Here is a 17,916-nt window from a genome sequence, read left to right as displayed (position 1 = left end):
TCGCGACGGCGTTCGTGTCGTCCGACCTGAGCACGCATTGAGTCCTACTGCCGATGGAGTACACCGCGCCCCCAGTCATCCCCAGGGCGGGTGCCCACAGTGACCGGAGGGCTTCGTACCGTTCGCACTCTTCCGCGCGGCGCTTTCATGGGTGACCATGAGACGCGGTGCGAGCACGACCGACCTGACTTGAGTGGAACGACCGGATGTGGGGGCCGTGCGTGCGAGTGGGAGTGCTCAGCAGGGAGTATCCGCCGGACGTCTACGGCGGCGCTGGAGTCCATGTCGAGTTCCTGGCACGGGAGTTGCGCCCGCTCGTCGACCTCGAGGTGCACACCTGGGGCGAAGGGGCGGCCGACGGGGTGCGCCGGCACCGGGCCTGGTCCGCGCTGGAGGGGGCGAACGACGCGCTGCGCACCCTCTCCGTCGACCTCTCCATGGCCGCCGCCCTCGACGGCCGCGACCTCGTGCACTCCCACACCTGGTACACCAACCTCGCGGGCCACCTGGCCGCCCTCCACCTCGGCATTCCGCACGTGCTGACCGCGCACTCGCTGGAGCCGCTGCGCCCCTGGAAGGCCGAGCAGCTCGGTGGCGGTTACGCGCTGTCGTCCTGGGCCGAACGCACCGCGATCGAGGCGGCGGACGGGGTCATCGCCGTGTCGCGGGCGATGCGCGACGACATCCTCGCCTGCTATCCCCGCCTGGACCCCGGACGGGTGCGCGTCGTGCACAACGGCATCGACGTCACGCTTTACCAGGCCGACCCCGGCACGGACGTCCTGCGCCGCTTCGGCATCGACCCGGCCCGCCCCTACGTCGTCTTCGTCGGCCGCATCACGCGCCAGAAGGGTGTGCCGCACCTGCTGCGCGCGGCACGCGAACTGGACAAGGACGTACAGCTGGTGCTCTGCGCCGGGGCGCCGGACACACCGGAGATCGGGCGCGAGTTCCGCGAACTGGTGGCGGAGTTGAAGAAGGCCCGCGACGGAGTCTGCTGGATCCCCTCGATGCTGCCGCGCGACGAGGTCGTCCAACTCCTCACGCATGCGGCGGTGTTCGTCTGCCCGTCGGTCTACGAGCCGCTCGGCATCGTCAACCTGGAAGCCATGGCCTGCGGGACGGCGGTCGTGGCGTCCCGCGTCGGCGGCATCCCCGAGGTGGTGGCCGACGGGGAGAGCGGCGTACTCGTCCCGTACACGGAGGCGGACCCGGCGGCCTTCGAGGCGGGCCTGGCGCGCGCCCTGAACGAGGTGGTCGGCGACCCCGGCGCGGCGCGCCGCATGGGGGCGGCCGGCCGGGAGCGGGCCGTGGCGGAGTTCGGCTGGGCCGCGGTGGCCCGGCGCACGGTGCAGGTGTACGAGGAGATCCTCAACGGCGCCTGAGACGCCAGGACATGGAGGGGGCGGACATGCGCGGTGGGCCTTCGGTGCTCGGGATCGTACTGGCGGGAGGAGAGGGGAAGCGGCTGATGCCGCTGACCGCGGACCGGGCGAAGCCCGCGGTGACCTTCGGCGGCACCTACCGCCTGGTCGACTTCGTCCTGTCGAACCTGGTCAACGCCGACATCCTGCGCATCTGCGTGCTGACGCAGTACAAGTCGCACTCCCTGGACCGGCACGTCACCACGACGTGGCGGATGTCGAGCCTGCTCGGCAACTACGTCACGCCCGTCCCCGCCCAGCAGCGGCTCGGGCCGCGCTGGTACTCGGGCAGCGCCGACGCGATCCTGCAGTCCCTCAACCTCGTCCACGACGAACAGCCCGACTTCATCGCGGTGTTCGGCGCCGACCACGTCTACCGGATGGACCCCCGGCAGATGCTCGCGCAGCACATCGAGTCCGGCGCGGGCGTCACCGTCGCGGGCATCCGGGTGCCGCGCGCCCAGGCCCCCTCCTTCGGCGTCATCACCCCGGCCCGGGACAGCACCCGCATCGACGCCTTCCTGGAGAAGCCGTCGAACCCGCCGCCGCTGCCGGGCGGCGGCAACGAGGTGTTCGCCTCGATGGGCAACTACCTCTTCACCACCAAGACCCTGGTCGACGCGTTGCAACAGGACGCGGAGGACGGTGACTCGGCCCATGACATGGGCGGCTCGATCCTGCCGCTGCTCACCGAGCGCGGCGTCGCGCAGGTCTACGACTTCGACGACAACCGGGTGCCCGGCGAGACCGAGCGGGACCACGCCTACTGGCGCGACGTCGGCACCCTGGACACGTACTACGAGGCCCACATGGACCTCATCTCGGACGAGCCCATGTTCAACCTGGACAACCGGCTCTGGCCCATCTACACCCACTCCGGGCAGCTGCCGCCGGCCAAGTTCTGCGCGGCGGGCATCGCGAGCGAGTCGATCGTCAGCCCCGGCTGCGTCATCCGGGGCCAGGTCACCGGCTCCGTCCTCTCCCCGGGCGTGACGGTCGAGGACGGCGCGGTCGTCCAGAGCTCCGTACTCCACGACAACGTGCGGATCGGCAGGGGAGCGGTGGTGCGCGGTGCTGTGCTCGACAAGAACGTGGAGGTCCCGGCCGGGGCGACGATCGGCGTCAACCCGGTCCGGGACGCGGAGCTCTACACGGTGTCGAAGAACGGCGTGATCGCCCTGGGGAAGGGCCAGGCGGTGCACTGACCCGCCGGGCCCCGGCCCGGCGACCCCGCCGGGCCGGGGCTCACAGCACCCGGCGCCGCCGTCCCAGCCACGTCTGCGCGATCACCACGACCGCCAGGAACGCCCCGCTGACCACCTGCTGGTACGCGGAGTCCAGCGAGCCGATCTGGTTGATCACGTTCTGGATGACCTTGAGGAGGAGCACGCCCACCAGCGAACCGCTGATGAAGCCGGAGCCGCCGGTCAGCAGCGTGCCGCCGATGACGACCGCCGAGATCGCCTCCAGCTCCATGCCCGAGCCGAGGATCGTCACGCCCGACACCAGCCAGGCCGCGTTCAGCGCGCCGGCCAGGCCCGCGCAGAGGCCGGAGAGCGTGTAGACCCCGATCTTCGTGCGGGCCACCGGCGCACCCATCAGGGCCGCCGCGTCCTCGTTGCCGCCGACCGCGTACACGTACTGTCCGAACCGTGTGCGGCGCAGCACCACCGCGCCGAGCACGAACAGGGCCAGCGTGATCCAGACCGGCAGGCCGATGCCGAACAGTTTGTCCTGGCCGAGCGAGGCGAAGACCGTCGACTTGTCGACCAGGTACGTCTTCGATCCCTCGTCGGTGACCGCGAGCAGCAGTCCGCGCGCGCCGAGCATCGCCGCGAGCGTCACGATGAAGGGAGCGAGCCGGGAGCGGGCGATCAGCAACCCGTTGACCAGGCCGATCAGGCCGCACACCGCCAGCGGCAGCAGCAGCGCCACCACCGTCCCGTACTGCGAGCCCCACGCGGCCAGCACGCCGCCGAGCGCGAACAGCGAACCGACCGAGAGGTCGATGCCGCCGGTCACGATCACGAAGGTCATCCCGAGGGCCACGACCGCGAGAAACGCGGAGGACAGCGCCATGTTCTCCAGGTTGTCCCCGGTCAGGAAGGTGTCGAAGGACAGCGAGGCGACGAGCACCGCGATCACCAGCGTCACGAGCGCGCCGTGCTGCTGGGCCAGCGCGCTCAGCCGTTCCGCGCGCGTCGCGCCGAGCGGTTCCTCGTGGGCGTCCTTGGCCGGCTGCGCCGCTTCGACATCGGTCATCGTCATCGCTTCCCCCGTTCCCTGGCCGCGTAGACGGCGAGCACGATCACCACGGCCTGGGCGATCTGCGTCCACGACGGCGGCAGGTCGTGCTTGATGAGCGTGGCCGTGAGCAGTTGGATGAGGACCGCGCCGGCGACCGTGCCGCCGATGCGCACCCGGCCGCCGGTGAGCGGGGTGCCGCCGACCACGACCGCGGTGATCGCGGAGAGTTCCATCAGGTTGCCGAGCGAGGTCGGGTCGCTCGCGGTGAGGCGGGCGGTGGCCAGGACCCCGGCGACCGCGGCCAGCACGCCGGAGACGACGTAGACGAGGATCAGGACCCGGCGCACCGGAAGCCCCGCGAGCTTGGCCGCCGGGCGGCTGTCGCCGATCGCGAGGAGCTGGCGGCCGAACGTGGTGCGCCGCACCACGAAGGCGACGAGCAGCGCGAGCGCCGCCGCGATCAGGACGAGGTAGGGGATGCCGAGCAGGTCGCCGGTGCCGAGCGAGCGCAGGCCCGGGTCGCGGACGTCCTTGAGCTGCGGCAGCAGCACGAGGGCGAGGCCGCGGCCCGCGACCATCAGGGCCAGGGTGGCGACGATGGGCTGCACCCCGATGAAGGCGATGAGCGCGCCGTTCGCGACGCCGACGACGGCGCCGCCCACCAGCGCGGCGATCAGCGCGATCCACACCCCGTAGCCGAGGTAGAGCGAGATCAGCGAGGTGGCGAGCGCCATCACCGAGCCGACCGACAGGTCGACCCCCTCGGTGCCGATGGCGAGCGCCATGCCGAGGGCGACGATGAGGACGGGGGCCACCTGCACGGCCTGCGTGCGGAAGTTCTCCGCCGACAGGAAGTGCGGCGTGAAGGCGATGTTCGCCACCAGCAGGACGGCGACGCCGACGTAGACGCCGTACTCCTGCAGCAGGCGCAGGAGCCGGGCGCGGTCGACGCCGGCCCTGCCGAGCGACAGGTCAGTCAACGGTCGGCCCTCCAGCGGGGGTTGCGGCGATGGCGCGCATCAGTCGGTCCTCCGTGACCGCGTCACCGGTGAGCTCCGCGACCACGGCGCCGTCCTTGAGGACGACGACCCGGTCCGAGCCCTCGATCAGCTCCTCCGGGTCGGAGGAGATCAGCAGCACGGCGAGTCCGTCGTCCGCCAGCTCGTCGATGAGCTTCTGGACCTCGGCCTTGGCGCCGACGTCGATGCCGCGCGTCGGCTCGTCGAGCAGCAGCACCTTCGGGTTCATCGCGAGCCACCGCGCGAGCAGCACCTTCTGCTGGTTGCCGCCCGACAGCTCGCCCACCTTCTGGTGCGGTCCCGCCGACTTGATGCGCAACCGCTGCACGAACGTCTCGACGATCCGGTCGATGCGGCCCTCGTCGACGAGGCCGAACCGGGACAGGCCCGGCAGCGCGGCGAGCGCGATGTTCTCGCGCACCGACAGGCCGGGCACGATCCCCTCCGCCTTGCGGTCCTCGGGCAGCAGGCTGATGCCGGCCCGGATCGCGGCGGGCGTGGAGCCGGTGCGCACCGGGATGCCGGCCACGGTGACCCTGCCGCTGTCGGTGGGCAGCGCGCCCGCGATCGCCTTCGCGGTCTCGCTGCGGCCCGACCCGAGGAGACCGCCGAGGCCGACGACCTCCCCGGGCCGGACGTCCAGCGACACGCCGTGCAACTGGTGGCGAACCGTCAGCTCCTGTGCACGCAGGACGGGTTCGGCCGCGGCGTCGTGGTCGCCGGAGAACTGGGTGAGACCTTCGTCCTGTACGTCGCCGATGTCGCGGCCCAGCATCAGCGAGACCAGCCGCAGCCGGTCGAGATCGGCGAGCCGGCCCGTGTGCACGACCTTGCCGTCCCGCAGCACGGTGACCGCGTCGCAGACCTCGTACAGCTCGTCGAGGCGGTGGCTGACGTAGACGACGGCGATGCCGCGCTCGCGCAGCATGCGGATCACGCCGAAGAGCGTCCGCACCTCGCGCGGTTCGAGGGACGACGTGGGCTCGTCCATGATGACGACCTTCGCGTCGACCGAGACCGCGCGGGCCAGGGCCACCATCTGCTGGGCGCCGATGCCCATATCGCGCAGCGGGCGCTGGACGTCCACCCGGACCCCGAGTTCGCGCAGGGCCGCGTCGGCCTCCCGGTTCATCCGGCGGAAGTCGATGAGGCCGAGGCGGCCGCGCGGCTCGCGGCCCAGGAACAGATTGCGGGCCACGCTCATCAGGGGGACGAGGTTGACCTCCTGGTAGATGGTGGAGATCCCCGCGTGCTGGGCTTCGAGCGGCGTGGCGAAGCCGACCTCGTGGCCGTCGTAGCTGAGCGCCCCCTCGCCCGCCGCGGTGGCGGGGTCGGGCTGGTACACGCCGGTGAGGACCTTGATGAGCGTGGACTTGCCCGCCCCGTTCTCCCCGATGAGGGCGTGCACCTCCCCGGCGCGCGCGGTGAAGTCGACACTGTCCAGCGCGCGCACGCCGGGGAACGTCTTGCTGAGATTCTTCGCTGACAACATGTCAGAACGCCTTGCCCAGGTCCGCCTTCGCGTTGTCCTTGGTGTACGCGCTGTCCTTGATGACGATGTTCTGGCCGACCTTGTCGCCCTTGGTGAAGGAGTCCAGGGTCTGGAAGGCGAGCGGCCCGAAGCGCGGGTTGGACTCGATGACGCCCGAGATCCAGCCGTCGACGATGCCCTGCACCGCGTTGCGCGTGCCGTCCACCGTGACGATCTTGACGGCGCCGGCCTTCTTGCCCGCGCTCTTGAGCGCGTTCACCGCGCCCAGGCCCATCTCGTCGTTCTCGGCGTAGATCCCGGTGATGTCGGGCTTGGACTGGATGAGCTGCTCGGTGACCTGCTGGCCCTTCTCGCGGGCGAACTCGCCGGTCTGCTTGAAGACGACCTTCAGGCCGGGCGCCTTCTCCTTGAGCCGGTCCTCGAAGCCCTTGGTGCGCTCGGTGGTCACGTTGTTGCCCGCGGCGCCGAGCAGGATCGCGATCGTACCCTTGCCCCCGGTCGTCTCGATCATCTGGTCCGCGGCGCGCTTGCCCTGCTCGACGAAGTCCGAGCCGATGAAGGAGACGTAGTCCTTGCAGGCCGTCGCGTTGATCTTCCGGTCGACGGTGACGATCGGGATGTGCTTGGCGCCGGCCGCGCGCAGCACCGGCTCCCAGCCGTCGGAGTTCAGCGGCGCGATGACCAGCAGGTCCGCGCCCTTGGAGATGAGGTCCTGTACGTCGCTGATCTGCTTGGAGAACTGCGACTGCGCGTTGGCCGTGAGCAGCTTGATGCCGCGCTTGCCGGCCTCGGCCTTGAGGGAGGCGGTCTCCGCGATACGGAAGGGGTTGGCCTCCTTCTCGGACTGCGAGAAGCCGACGGTGGCGCCCTTCAGATCGAGCTTCTTGCCGCCGTAGGTGGAGACGTCACAGGTCTGGCCGGTGCCGGGAGAGGCCACCTCCTGGCCGGCGTTCTCGTCCTGCGCGCTGGAACTTCCCTTGTCAGAGCCTGAATTGTCGTCCTCGGACTTGGCGCATCCGGTGGCGAGCGCGAGGCTCGCGACGAGGCCGGCCGCGAGCAGGGCCTGGGAGGTGGTACGGCGAATGCGTGCGGTCTGCGTCATGTGGAGATCCCCAAAACGGCACGGCCCGGCGCGAGAACGCGGCTACGGGGTGGATGTGTTCGACCAGTCGGAACGGCGGTACAGGGGAGGTTTTTACATCGTTGGAAGGATGCTGTCCAGACCCTGCGCAGGTACTCGTGCTCCCGGGGCGCGGTCCGCGGGCGCCCGGAAGGTCAGCGCCGGCCGAGGGTGCTCTCCCGCTCGATCAACCGGTAGGCGGCGGTCAGTTCGCGCCCCGACCGCTCCTCGGGACGCTCCAGGCGGTGCAGCAGCGACTGGACCGCGAGCCGGGCGATGGCCTGCTTGTCCGGCGAGATCGTGGTCAGCGTGACCGCCCCGAACCGCCCCTCCGCGATGTCGTCGAAGCCGACCACCGCCACGTCCCACGGCACCCGAAGCCCCCGCTCGTGCAGCACCCGCATCGCCCCGATCGCGACCAGGTCGTTGTAGGCGAAGACCGCGTCGGGACGCACCCCCGAGTCCAGCATCCGCGCCATCGCCTCGGCCCCGTCGCCCCGGTCCCAGCCGCCCGTCGCCCCGACCTGCGACTCCGGCGCCGGCAGCCCCGCCTCCGTCAGCGCCGCACGCCAGCCCGCGAGACGCAGATGCGCGGGCCGGTTGGCGGAGTCGGTGCGCTCGCCCAGATACGCGATCCGGGTGCGGCCCCGGCCGAGCAGATGCCGGACCGCGCTGCGCGCCGCCGCGACGTTGTCGATGGCGATGTGGTCGTAGGGCAGGTCGTACTCGCGCTCGCCGAGCAGCACCAGCGGCACGTCGTCGTCCCGGCCGCGCAGATCCTCCGCCTCCAGCTCCAGCGGGCTCAGGATCAGCCCGTCGATCACCCGGGCCCGGAAGCCCTGGCTGACCAGGACCTCCTGCTCGCGCTCGCCCCGGGTGTGGTCGAGCAGCACCGTCACGTCGTGCTCCGCGGCCGCGTCGATCACGGCGCCCGCCAGCTCGGCGAAGTAGGGGTTGCCCAGCTCCGGGACGGCGAGCGCGATGATCCCCGTACGCCCTTTGCGCAGGTGGCGGGCGGTCAGGTTGGGGCGGTAGCCGAGTTCGTCGATGGCGAGCTGGACGCGGGCGCGCATCGCGGGCGTGACGTGCTGGTAGTTGTTCACGACGTTCGAGACGGTCTTGATCGAGACGCCCGCGCGCTCCGCGACATCCTTGAGGCTCACCCGCACGGATTCTCCTATCGCTCGACGCGCCCGCTCGTCCGGGCGCGCGTGTCATGCCCCTGGACAGCACGCGGGATCGCGTGCTGTCATGCCAACTGCCGTTCCTTCCAACGTTGTACAGACGAGTTGTACCGACTAGAGCGGCGAGCCGCCACCCTTCCTCGACGTGTTCCACCGGACGCGTCCAGCACTGGAGGATCCGTGCGCACCAGAACCCTCAGACGACATGGCCGCCATCTGGCCCCGCTGCTCACCGCGGCACTCGGTCTCACCGCACTCACCGTGGCGCCCAGCGCCACGGCCGCGGACGAACCGGTCGTGCCGCATGGGCTCAAGGGCGAGTACTACACCCAATCCGCCCCGGGAGCCTTCGACTTCGACGAGTTGAAGGCCACCGGCTTCGACCCCCAGCTGGACTTCGGCAGCCTGGACTCCCGGCTCCAGTCCGCGACCGGCAGCGCCGATGACGCGAACGTCCGCTGGACCGGGAAACTGGTGCCGGAGAAGACCGGCCTGACAACGTTTTCCGTCACCGGCGACAACGGCTTCCGCCTCTGGGTGGACGACAAGCTGGTGATCGACCACTGGGTCGACGACTGGGACAAGGAACAGACCTCCCAGGCCCTCCAGTTGACCGCCGGACAGGCGGTGAACTTCAAGGTCGAGTACTTCGAGCACTACGGCGGGTCCAACCTGCACGTGCGCTGGACCGAGCCCGGCGAGCAGAAGGAGGCGATCCCCTCCTCCGCCTTCCGCATCCCCGACGACTGGGCCTACGACGGCGCCATCGGCACCACCGTGCTCGGCGACGGCCGCACCCTCAAGCTCGACTTCGCCCAGAAGCTCGGTGCCGTCCCGGGCGAGGTCAACGACCACCTCACCGCGGTCATCGGCGGCGCCAAGTGGCCGCTCAAGGGCGTCAAGGCCGACCCGAAGGACTCGCGGGCCCTGCTCGTGAACCTCACCGAGCCGGTCGTCGGCAACAAGGACGGCGACGCGCCCGGCCTCGCCGACGTCACCTACGACGGCAAGGGCGGTCTGACCGGCAGCGACGGCACGGCCGTCGGCTCGTTCTGGTCCAGCGGCCCGAACCACTCCACGTACCAGCTCTCCACCAGGTGGGGCGACCAGGTCACGCCCAAGAACGCCCACCGCGAGTACCCGCGGCCGCAGCTGACCCGCTCCGACTGGCAGAACCTGAACGGCAGCTGGGAGTTTGCCGCCGCCAAGGACGGCGACCCCGTCCCGGCCGGCAAGAAGCTCGGCGAGAAGATCCTCGTGCCCTACCCGGTCGAGTCCCAGCTCTCCGGGATCGAGCGGCACGAGGACCGCATGTGGTACCGCCGCACCTTCACGGTCCCCAAGAACTGGAAGGTCGGCAAGGACCAGCGCCTGAAGCTGAACTTCGGCGCCGTCGACTGGCGGTCCGAGGTCTACGTCAACGGCAAGAAGGTCGCGGACCACAAGGGCGGCTACGACAAGTTCAGCGCCGACATCACCGACGCGCTCAAGCCCGGCCGCACCCAGGAGCTGATCGTCGGCGTCTACGACCCGACCGACGCCGCGAACGGCGAGAACCCGCCGATGGGCAAGCAGCGCCTGGACCCCAGCGGCATCTGGTACACCCCCTCGTCCGGCATCTGGCAGACGGTGTGGATGGAGCCGGTCGCCAAGGACAGCGTGACCGACCTGAAGCTCACCCCGAACGTCAAGGACAGCGACCTCGCCGTCGAGACCACGGGCGTGAAGGCCGGCCTCCCGGTCCAGGCCACGGCGTACGCGGGCAAGCGCAAGGTCGGCACCGTCACCGGTGTCTCCGGCAAGCCGCTCACCCTCAAGATCGACAAGCCGCACCTGTGGACCCCGGACGACCCGTTCCTCTACGACCTCAAGGTGAGCGTCGGCAAGGACCGCGTCGGCAGCTACTTCGGGATGCGCTCCATCGCCGTCGAGAAGGTGAACGGCACCCCGCGCACCGTCCTCAACGGCAAGCCCACCTTCATGATGGCCACCCTCGACCAGGGCTTCTGGCCGGACGGCCTGCACACCGCCCCCAGTGACGAGGCGCTCGCCTACGACCTGAAGATGCACAAGCAGATGGGCTTCAACTCCGTCCGCAAGCACATCAAGGTCGAGCCCGACCGCTGGTTCTACTGGGCCGACAAGCTCGGCCTGCTGGTGTGGCAGGACATGCCCGCGATGACGGCCGGCGTCAACCCGTCGACCGCCGCCCGCGCCGAGTTCGAGCGCGAGATGAAGATCATGATCGACCAGCACGCCAACCACCCGTCGGTCATCATGTGGGTCACCCTGAACGAGGGCTGGGGCCAGTACGACGAGGCGCGCCTCGCCGACCAGGCCAAGTCCTGGGACCCGACCCGCCTGATCAACTCGATGTCGGGCATCAACCTGGGCCGCGACGGCGGCACCGGCGACATCCTCGACGAGCACGGCTACCCGAGCCCGGCGCTGCCGCCGAACCCCGACGGCAAGAGAGCGCTGGTCGCCGGCGAGTACGGCGGTCTCGGCCTCGCCGTGCCGGGCCACGCCTGGTCGGTCCAGCAGTCCTACGTCGACGTGGACCCGGCGACGTACACGGACGACTACCTCACCAAGCTCGCCGAGGTGCACGCGCTGGCCTGCAAGGGCGGCAACGGCGCCGTCTACACGCAGATCTCCGACGTGGAAGGCGAGCTGAACGGGCTCATCACCTACGACCGCAGGGTCGTCAAGCCGGACGTGAAGCGGGTGCACGACGCACAGCAGGCGCTGATCAAGGACGCCTCCCAGGCGACCGTGCAGAACTGCGCCTGATCCCTGACGTCCCCCGGGGCGGGCCCGGACACCGGGCCCGCCCCTTCCCGTGGCTCCACCTGAATGAGGGAGCAAGTTGATGACCGTGACACGACGAGGCGTGCTCCGGACCAGCACCGCGGTCGCCGCCGCCGCGATGGCCGGCGTGCCGGCCATGGCCGCGAGCGCGACCCCGGCCGCCGCCCGGGCAGGCGTCGCCCCCGACGCCTTCACCCGCCTGCCCGTCGGCAGCGTCACCGCCCGCGGCTGGCTCGCCGAACAGCTCAGGCTCCAGCTCGCCGGGCTCTGCGGCCGCTACGACGAGAAGTCCCACTTCCTGAAGACGGACACCAGCGGCTGGGTCCACCCCGAACTCGGCGGCTGGGAAGAACTCCCGTACTGGCTAAGGGGATTCGTCCCACTCGCTATCGCCACGCGCGACCCCGACGCGCTGGCCACCAGCAAGCGCTGGATCGACGCCGTCCTCGCCACGCAGGAGACCGACGGCTTCTTCGGCCCGCGCACCCTGCGCACCTCTCTGAACGGCGGCCCCGACTTCTGGCCGTTCCTGCCGCTCCTCATGGCCCTGCGCAGCTACGAGGAATACACCCACGACGCCCGCATCGTGCCGTTCCTGACCCGCTTCCTGCGCTACATGGAGGCGCAGGGCAAGGGGGCCTTCGACAGCAGCTGGGTCTCCGTGCGCTGGGGCGACGGCATCGACACCGCGCGCTGGCTGTACGAGCGCACCGGTGAGGCGTTCCTGGTGAGCCTTGTCGACAAGATGCACCGCTACGGCGCCGACTGGACCGGCGCGCTGCCCACCCCGCACAACGTGAACATCGCCCAGGGCTTCCGCGAACCCGCCCAGTACGCCCAGTGGGCGACGAGCGGCGCCGACGACCTCGTCCGGGCCACGTACCGCACGTACGACCAGGTACTGGCCGACTACGGCCAGTTCGCGGGCGGCGGCATCGCCGGTGACGAGAACGTCCGGCCCGGCTTCGGCGACCCCCGCCAGGGCTTCGAGACCTGCGGCATCGTCGAGTTCATGGCCAGCCACGAGCTGCTCACCCGGCTCACCGGCGACCCCGTGTGGGCCGACCGCTGCGAGGACCTCGCCTTCAACATGCTGCCCGCCTCCCTCGACCCGCAGGGCACGGGCATCCAGTACATCACCAGCGCCAACAGCGTCGACCTGGACAACACCCGCAAGACGGACGGGCAGTTCCAGAACGGCTTCGCCATGCAGGCGTTCCAGCCGGGCGTCGACCAGTACCGCTGCTGCCCGCACAACTACGGCATGGGCTGGCCCTACTTCACCGAGGAACTCTGGCTCGCCACCCCGGACGGCGGACTCGCCGCCGCCCTGTACGCCGCCAGCGAGGTGCGGGCCGAGGTGGGCGCGGACGCCGTGCCCGTGACCGTACGGGAGGAGACGGACTATCCGTTCGACGAGACGATCACGCTGACCGTGCACGTGGAGCGGCCGGTCGACTTCCCGTTGCGACTGCGCGTGCCCGGCTGGTGCGCGAAGCCGCGGCTCGCCGTCAACGGCCGTACGGTCCAGGCGGATCCGGGCCCCTCCTTCGCCGAGATCCGCCGCACCTGGCGCGACGGCGACCGGGTCACCCTGCGGCTGCCGCAGCGCACCACCCTGCGCACCTGGGACCGCAACCACGACAGCGTCAGCGTCGACCACGGCCCGCTCACCTACTCCCTGAAGATCACCGAGAAGTACGTGCGCACCGGGGGCGACGACACCTTCCCCGAGTACGACGTGCACGCCGCGTCGACCTGGAACTACGGTCTGGTGCCCGGCGCGTCACCCACGCTGCACCGCAGCCCCGGGCCGCTGCCCGCCAACCCGTTCACGCTCGACTCCGCGCCCGTCACGCTGACCGCGCGGGCCCGCCGCATCCCCGAGTGGATCGCGGACGAGGAACACGTGGTGGCGCCGCTGCAACCCAGCCCCGCCCGCAGCCGCGCGGCCGTGGAGACGGTGACGCTGGTGCCCATGGGCGCGGCGAGGCTGCGGATCACGTCCTTGCCCACGGCCGCACCCGACGGGCACCCCTGGACGCCGGAGCCGGCATACGGGCGCCTGGAGAACAAGCACAGCGGCAAGGTCCTCGCCGTCGACTCCATGTCCACCGCCGACGACGCGCGGGTCGTGCAGTTCGACAACTCCGGCACCGGCGACCACGCCTGGCAACTACTGGCGGCGGGCGGCGGCACGTACCGCATCCGCAACGGCCAGAGCGGCAAGTACCTGGCCATCAAGGGAAGTTCCACCGCCGACAGCGCACTCGCCGTCCAGCACGCGGACGACGGCCGCGCCGACCTGCTGTGGACCCGGGTCGAGCAGGCCGACGGCTGGTTCCTGCTGCGCAACGAACACAGCGGCAAGGTGCTGGGCGTCGACGGGATGTCCACGGCGAACAGCGCCCAAGTGGTGCAGTTCGCCGACAACGGGACGGAGGACCATCTGTGGCGTCTGACCTCTTGACGGGCCCCGGGGGCGCACGAAGAATGGGCGCGCACTCTGACAACGTTGTCGAAAGGCGCACGATGACAAGGCGTACGACGAGAAGGCCGGCGGCGGGCAGACGCGTGCTGGGCGTGCTCGGAGCCGCTGTTCTGCTCGGGACAGGACTCGCGGCGCCGGTGGCGCAGGCGGCGTCGGCCCCCGCGAAGGACCGGCTCACCGATCTGGTCAACCCGTTCATCGGCACCGAGAACGAGGGCAACACCTACCCCGGCGCCGCCGTTCCGTTCGGCATGGTGCAGTTCTCGCCGGACACCGGCCACAACACGGGCTACGACTACTCCGAGAACCACATCCGCGGCTTCTCCACGGTCCACATCTCCGGCGTCGGCTGCGGGCTCGGTGGTGACCTGCCGGTGCTGCCCACCACGGGCGACGTAACCAGCACCGACAACGCGAAGTACGCCGCGGAGTTCAGCCACGACGACGAGACGGCCGCACCCGGCTACTACAAGGTGGGCCTGAAGACGGGCATCGGCGCCGAGCTGAGCGCCACCAAGCGCACCGGCGTCCAGCGCTACACCTTCCCGGCCACCGACAAGGCCAACGTCCTGATCAACGCGGGCCAGTCGCTGCACAAGACCCTGCACACCAAGGTCGAGATCCTCGACAACCGCACCGTGCGCACCGCGATCACCGGCAGCGGCTTCTGCCAGGACACCAAGGCGTACACGGTCTACACGGTGACCAAGTTCGACCGCCCGTTCACCACGTCCGGCACCTGGAAGGGCGACGCGGTCACGGCCGGCTCGAAGTCCTCGGACGCGGACGCCGAGCGCAACGGCGCCTACGTGCGGTTCGACACGAGCAAGGACCGCACGGTCGAGGCGACCACCGCCCTCTCCTACGTCGACGCCAAGGGCGCGGCCCTCAACCTCCGGGCGGAGGGCGGCCGTTCCTTCGACCAGGTGCACCGCGCCGCGACCGCCGCGTGGGAGGACCGGCTCGGCGACGTGCGGGCCCAGGGCGGCAGCGACACCCTGCGGCGCACCTTCTACTCCTCGCTGTACCGCTCGTTCCTCGCGCCGAACATCGGCAGCGACGTGGACGGCCGCTACACCGGCTGGGACCAGAAGGCCCACCGCGCCAAGGACTTCACGTACTACCAGAACTGGTCCCTGTGGGACACCTACCGCACCCAGGCACAGCTCCTGTCGCTGCTCGCGCCGCACGAGTCGCGGGACATGGCGCTGTCGGTCATCCAGATCGACAAGGACAGCGGCTGGCTGCCCAAGTGGGGCTACGGCACGGTCGAGACGAACATCATGACCGGTGACCCCGTCACCCCGTTCCTCACCAACGCCTACCAGCAGGGGCTGTTGAAGGGGCACGAGGAGGACGCGTACCGCGCGCTGAAGAAGAACGCCGACGGCGTGCCGCCGGCCGACTCGGCGCCGGTGGGCCGCGAGGCCAACAAGGAGTACCTGGCCGACGGGTTCGCGCCCTACATCAAGGACCGCGCGCACGTGAAGCCCGGCGACTCCGACTACGACCACGGGGCCTCGGCCACGCTGGAGTACGCCCTGTCCGACGCCATGCTCGGCCAGATGGCCAAGGAGCTGGGCCACAAGGCCGACGCGAAGCGCTACGCCGAGCGGGCGCAGAACTACCGGAAGATCTTCGATGCCTCGACCGGGTTCTTCCGGGCCCGCGACGCCTCGGGCGCCTTCACCGGACCCGCCGACCCCGCGCAGAGCGAAGGCTTCCACGAGGGCACGTCCTGGCAGTACCAGTGGCTCGTGCCGCAGGACCTGCCCGGCATGGTCTCCCTGATCGGCGGCGAGGACGCGGCCAACAAGCGCCTCGACTCCTTCTTCGCCTACGACCAGCTGGTCGCCGACCCCGCGAAGACCGCCCGCGAGGTCTGGGTCAACGGACCGTACGACTACTACAACGCGGACAAGTACAACCCGCAGAACGAACCCGACCTCATCGCGCCGTACACCTACCTCTCCACCGGGCAGCCGTGGAAGACCACCGACGTGGTGCACGCCGCGCTGACCCTGTTCACCGACGCCCCGACCGGCATGACCGGCAACGACGACCTGGGCACGATGTCCGCCTGGAACGTCCTGTCCTCCATCGGCATCTTCCCGGTGCAGCCCGGCACCGACACCTGGGGTCTGTCGACGCCCGTCTTCGAGCGCGTCGACCTCACGCTGGACCGCCGGTACTACCCGCACGGCAAGCTGACCGTGCGGGCGCCCGGGACCTCCGACGCCGACCGGTACATCCAGTCGGCCCGCGCGGACGGTGCCGCGTACGGCAAGACGTACCTGACCACCGGCGACCTGCGCGGTCTGCGGAACCTCTCCTTCACCGTGGGCGGCACGCCCTCGCAGTGGGGGACCGGGGCCGATGCCGCGCCGCCGGCGCTGAAGTGACGTACTAGACAGCTCACCCGCGTCACAGCCGACTCCGCCCCGCACACAGGGGCGGAGTCGTGGGCTTTCCCGGGTCCGGTGGGGCCGCCCGCGCTCCATGACCGTGACGGGTTTGGAGACTGGGCCCGGCGCTCCGTAAAATTCCGGTTTCGAAAGCCCGCGCGGTTCGCGCGCGGCGCGGGAGACCTTCAGGAACGGCAGCGGCGATGACGGTGACAGACGACAACCAGGCCCCGGAGGCCCGTGACCTCTCCGAGGCCCTCCACGGGCCCGGCATCGACCCCGAGCGGCTCGCCGTCTGCCTCAGCGTGCTGGACGAGCTGGACACGCTCGACGTGGACCACCCGGACGCGATCATGGTCCGGCGCGCCACCGCCGGTGTCTACCGGACCGTGAAGCAGCGCCGCCGCCAGGAGCGGCGCGCCGCCAAGACCGCGCACGACAAGGCCGTCACCGAGGCGACCGCGACCGGCTCCGCGCAGCGCATCGACGACGAGACGGAGGGCCTGCTCCCGTCCTCGGGGACCGAGGAGGGCCGGCTCGCCGGAATACTCCAGCGCCCCCGCTCCTGCTACACCTGCAAGGCGCGCTACGTCGAGGTCGACTACTTCTACCACCAGCTCTGTCCGGACTGCGCCCGCGTCAACCGCTCCAAGCGCGACGCCCGCGCCGACCTCACCGGCAAGCGCGCCCTGCTGACCGGCGGCCGCGCCAAGATCGGCATGTACATCGCGCTGCGCCTGCTGCGGGACGGCGCGCACACCACGATCACCACCCGCTTCCCCAAGGACGCCATCCGCCGCTTCAAGGCGATGGAGGACTCGGCGCAGTGGCTGCACCGCCTGGAGGTCGTCGGCATCGACCTGCGCGACCCCGCGCAGTCCGTCGCCCTCGCCGAGCGGCTCTCCGCACAGGGCCCGCTCGACATCCTCATCAACAACGCCACACAGACCGTGCGCCGCCTGCCCTCCGCCTACGCCGCCCTGGTCGAGGGCGAGAGCGCGCCGCTGCCCGCGGGCGAGCTGCCGGCGCACTCGGTGATCGGCGCGTTCAACTCCGGCGCGGTCGACGGCCTCGCCGCCCTGCCCCTCGGCACCAGCGGCCTCGACGCGCAGCAGGTCGCGGACCTCGCGCTCGTCGCGGGCAACGCCAGCGTCGCCCGGCACCTGGACGGCACCGCCATCGACGCGGGCGGCCTCGTCCCCGACGTCGTCGACTCCAACACCTGGGTGCAGACCATCGACCAGATCTCCCCGGTGGAGCTCCTGGAGACCCAGCTCTGCAACTACACGTCGCCGTTCATCCTGATCAGCGCCCTGCGCCCGGCGATGGCCGACGCGGCGAAGAAGGCGTCGAGCGGCCGGGCGTACGTCGTGAACGTCTCCGCGATGGAGGGCGTCTTCGGCCGCGGCTACAAGGGCGCGGGCCACCCGAACACGAACGCCGCGAAGGCCGCGATGAACATGGTGACGCGGACCAGCGCCCAGGAGATGTTCCAGTCGGACGGCATCCTCATGACCTCGGTCGACACCGGCTGGATCACCGACGAGCGCCCGCACTACGACAAGCTCCGCCTCGCCGAGGAGGGCTTCCACGCCCCGCTCGACCTGATCGACGGTGCCGCCCGCGTCTACGACCCCGTCGTGCGCGGCGAGGCCGGCGAGGACGTGTACGGGGTCTTCCTGAAGGACTACGAACCCGGCAAGTGGTAGCGCGGCCGCCGGTG

The 17,916-nt window shown here is 70.6% G+C and carries 11 protein-coding genes; 6 read left to right on the top strand and 5 right to left on the bottom strand.

Translation table 11 applies throughout. The features are described from left to right. Positions 1–221: 221 nt before the first annotated feature. The gene (glgA, locus tag ABZY33_RS02635; protein ID WP_356489613.1) at positions 222–1,385 is read left to right on the top strand and encodes a glycogen synthase; all 1,164 of its coding nucleotides are present in this window, start codon (positions 222–224) and stop codon (positions 1,383–1,385) included. Between the two features lie 26 nt (positions 1,386–1,411). Next, on the top strand, positions 1,412–2,629 hold the full coding sequence (gene glgC, locus ABZY33_RS02630; protein WP_356489612.1) for a glucose-1-phosphate adenylyltransferase: 1,218 nt from the start codon (positions 1,412–1,414) through the stop codon (positions 2,627–2,629). A 40-nt stretch (positions 2,630–2,669) separates the two neighbouring features. Here glgC and ABZY33_RS02625 read toward each other — a convergent pair whose 3' ends face one another. The 5 genes from ABZY33_RS02625 to ABZY33_RS02605 all read right to left on the bottom strand — a co-directional run bounded on the left by ABZY33_RS02625 (position 2,670) and on the right by ABZY33_RS02605 (position 8,471). Beyond that, positions 2,670–3,692, bottom strand: coding sequence for an ABC transporter permease (locus ABZY33_RS02625; protein ID WP_356489611.1), 1,023 nt, complete (start codon positions 3,690–3,692; stop codon positions 2,670–2,672). After that, a complete protein-coding gene (locus ABZY33_RS02620) occupies positions 3,689–4,651 on the bottom strand; it encodes an ABC transporter permease (protein ID WP_356489610.1) in 963 nt (320 codons plus the stop codon). Before ABZY33_RS02620 ends, ABZY33_RS02625 begins: the two co-directional genes overlap by 4 nt. After that, positions 4,644–6,182, bottom strand: a complete 1,539-nt coding sequence (locus ABZY33_RS02615) for a sugar ABC transporter ATP-binding protein (RefSeq protein ID WP_356489609.1) — start codon at positions 6,180–6,182, stop codon at positions 4,644–4,646. Before ABZY33_RS02615 ends, ABZY33_RS02620 begins: the two co-directional genes overlap by 8 nt. Before the next feature lies 1 nt (position 6,183). Beyond that, positions 6,184–7,284 carry an ABC transporter substrate-binding protein gene (locus tag ABZY33_RS02610; protein ID WP_356489608.1) on the bottom strand — a complete coding sequence of 367 codons (1,101 nt, stop codon included), beginning with the start codon at positions 7,282–7,284 and terminating at the stop codon, positions 6,184–6,186. Positions 7,285–7,457: 173 nt separating this feature from the next. Then, positions 7,458–8,471: a LacI family DNA-binding transcriptional regulator gene (locus tag ABZY33_RS02605; protein WP_356489607.1), complete on the bottom strand. Its 1,014-nt coding sequence runs from the start codon at positions 8,469–8,471 to the stop codon at positions 7,458–7,460. A gap of 195 nt (positions 8,472–8,666) precedes the next feature. On the opposite strand from ABZY33_RS02605, the gene ABZY33_RS02600 reads away from it, so the two are divergent. From ABZY33_RS02600 to ABZY33_RS02585, 4 genes are all read left to right on the top strand, one after another. Continuing rightward, positions 8,667–11,279: a PA14 domain-containing protein gene (locus ABZY33_RS02600; RefSeq protein ID WP_356489606.1), complete on the top strand. Its 2,613-nt coding sequence runs from the start codon at positions 8,667–8,669 to the stop codon at positions 11,277–11,279. 79 nt (positions 11,280–11,358) lie between these two features. After that, the gene (locus tag ABZY33_RS02595; protein ID WP_356489605.1) at positions 11,359–13,767 is read left to right on the top strand and encodes a beta-L-arabinofuranosidase domain-containing protein; all 2,409 of its coding nucleotides are present in this window, start codon (positions 11,359–11,361) and stop codon (positions 13,765–13,767) included. A 62-nt stretch (positions 13,768–13,829) separates the two neighbouring features. Next, a complete protein-coding gene (locus ABZY33_RS02590) occupies positions 13,830–16,190 on the top strand; it encodes a GH92 family glycosyl hydrolase (RefSeq protein ID WP_356489604.1) in 2,361 nt (786 codons plus the stop codon). A gap of 206 nt (positions 16,191–16,396) precedes the next feature. Continuing rightward, positions 16,397–17,902: an SDR family NAD(P)-dependent oxidoreductase gene (locus ABZY33_RS02585; RefSeq protein WP_356489603.1), complete on the top strand. Its 1,506-nt coding sequence runs from the start codon at positions 16,397–16,399 to the stop codon at positions 17,900–17,902. Positions 17,903–17,916 lie beyond the last annotated feature (14 nt).

It is taken from the genome of Streptomyces sp. NPDC006552 (assembly GCF_040611655.1).
In the GTDB taxonomy this organism is placed as follows: domain Bacteria; phylum Actinomycetota; class Actinomycetes; order Streptomycetales; family Streptomycetaceae; genus Streptomyces.
This window is presented reverse-complemented; position numbering and strand designations above follow the sequence as displayed.

What these genes read in the sequence shown, in the direction of transcription:
- ABZY33_RS02615 (WP_356489609.1), bottom strand. Translation starts at nt 6,182, where the DNA reads ATGTTGTCAGCGAAGAATCTCAGCAAGACGTTCCCCGGCGTGCGCGCG.
- ABZY33_RS02595 (WP_356489605.1), top strand. Translation starts at nt 11,359, where the DNA reads ATGACCGTGACACGACGAGGCGTGCTCCGGACCAGCACCGCGGTCGCC.
- glgC (WP_356489612.1), top strand. Translation starts at nt 1,412, where the DNA reads ATGCGCGGTGGGCCTTCGGTGCTCGGGATCGTACTGGCGGGAGGAGAG.
- ABZY33_RS02610 (WP_356489608.1), bottom strand. Translation starts at nt 7,284, where the DNA reads ATGACGCAGACCGCACGCATTCGCCGTACCACCTCCCAGGCCCTGCTC.
- ABZY33_RS02625 (WP_356489611.1), bottom strand. Translation starts at nt 3,692, where the DNA reads ATGACGATGACCGATGTCGAAGCGGCGCAGCCGGCCAAGGACGCCCAC.
- ABZY33_RS02585 (WP_356489603.1), top strand. Translation starts at nt 16,397, where the DNA reads ATGACGGTGACAGACGACAACCAGGCCCCGGAGGCCCGTGACCTCTCC.
- ABZY33_RS02590 (WP_356489604.1), top strand. Translation starts at nt 13,830, where the DNA reads ATGACAAGGCGTACGACGAGAAGGCCGGCGGCGGGCAGACGCGTGCTG.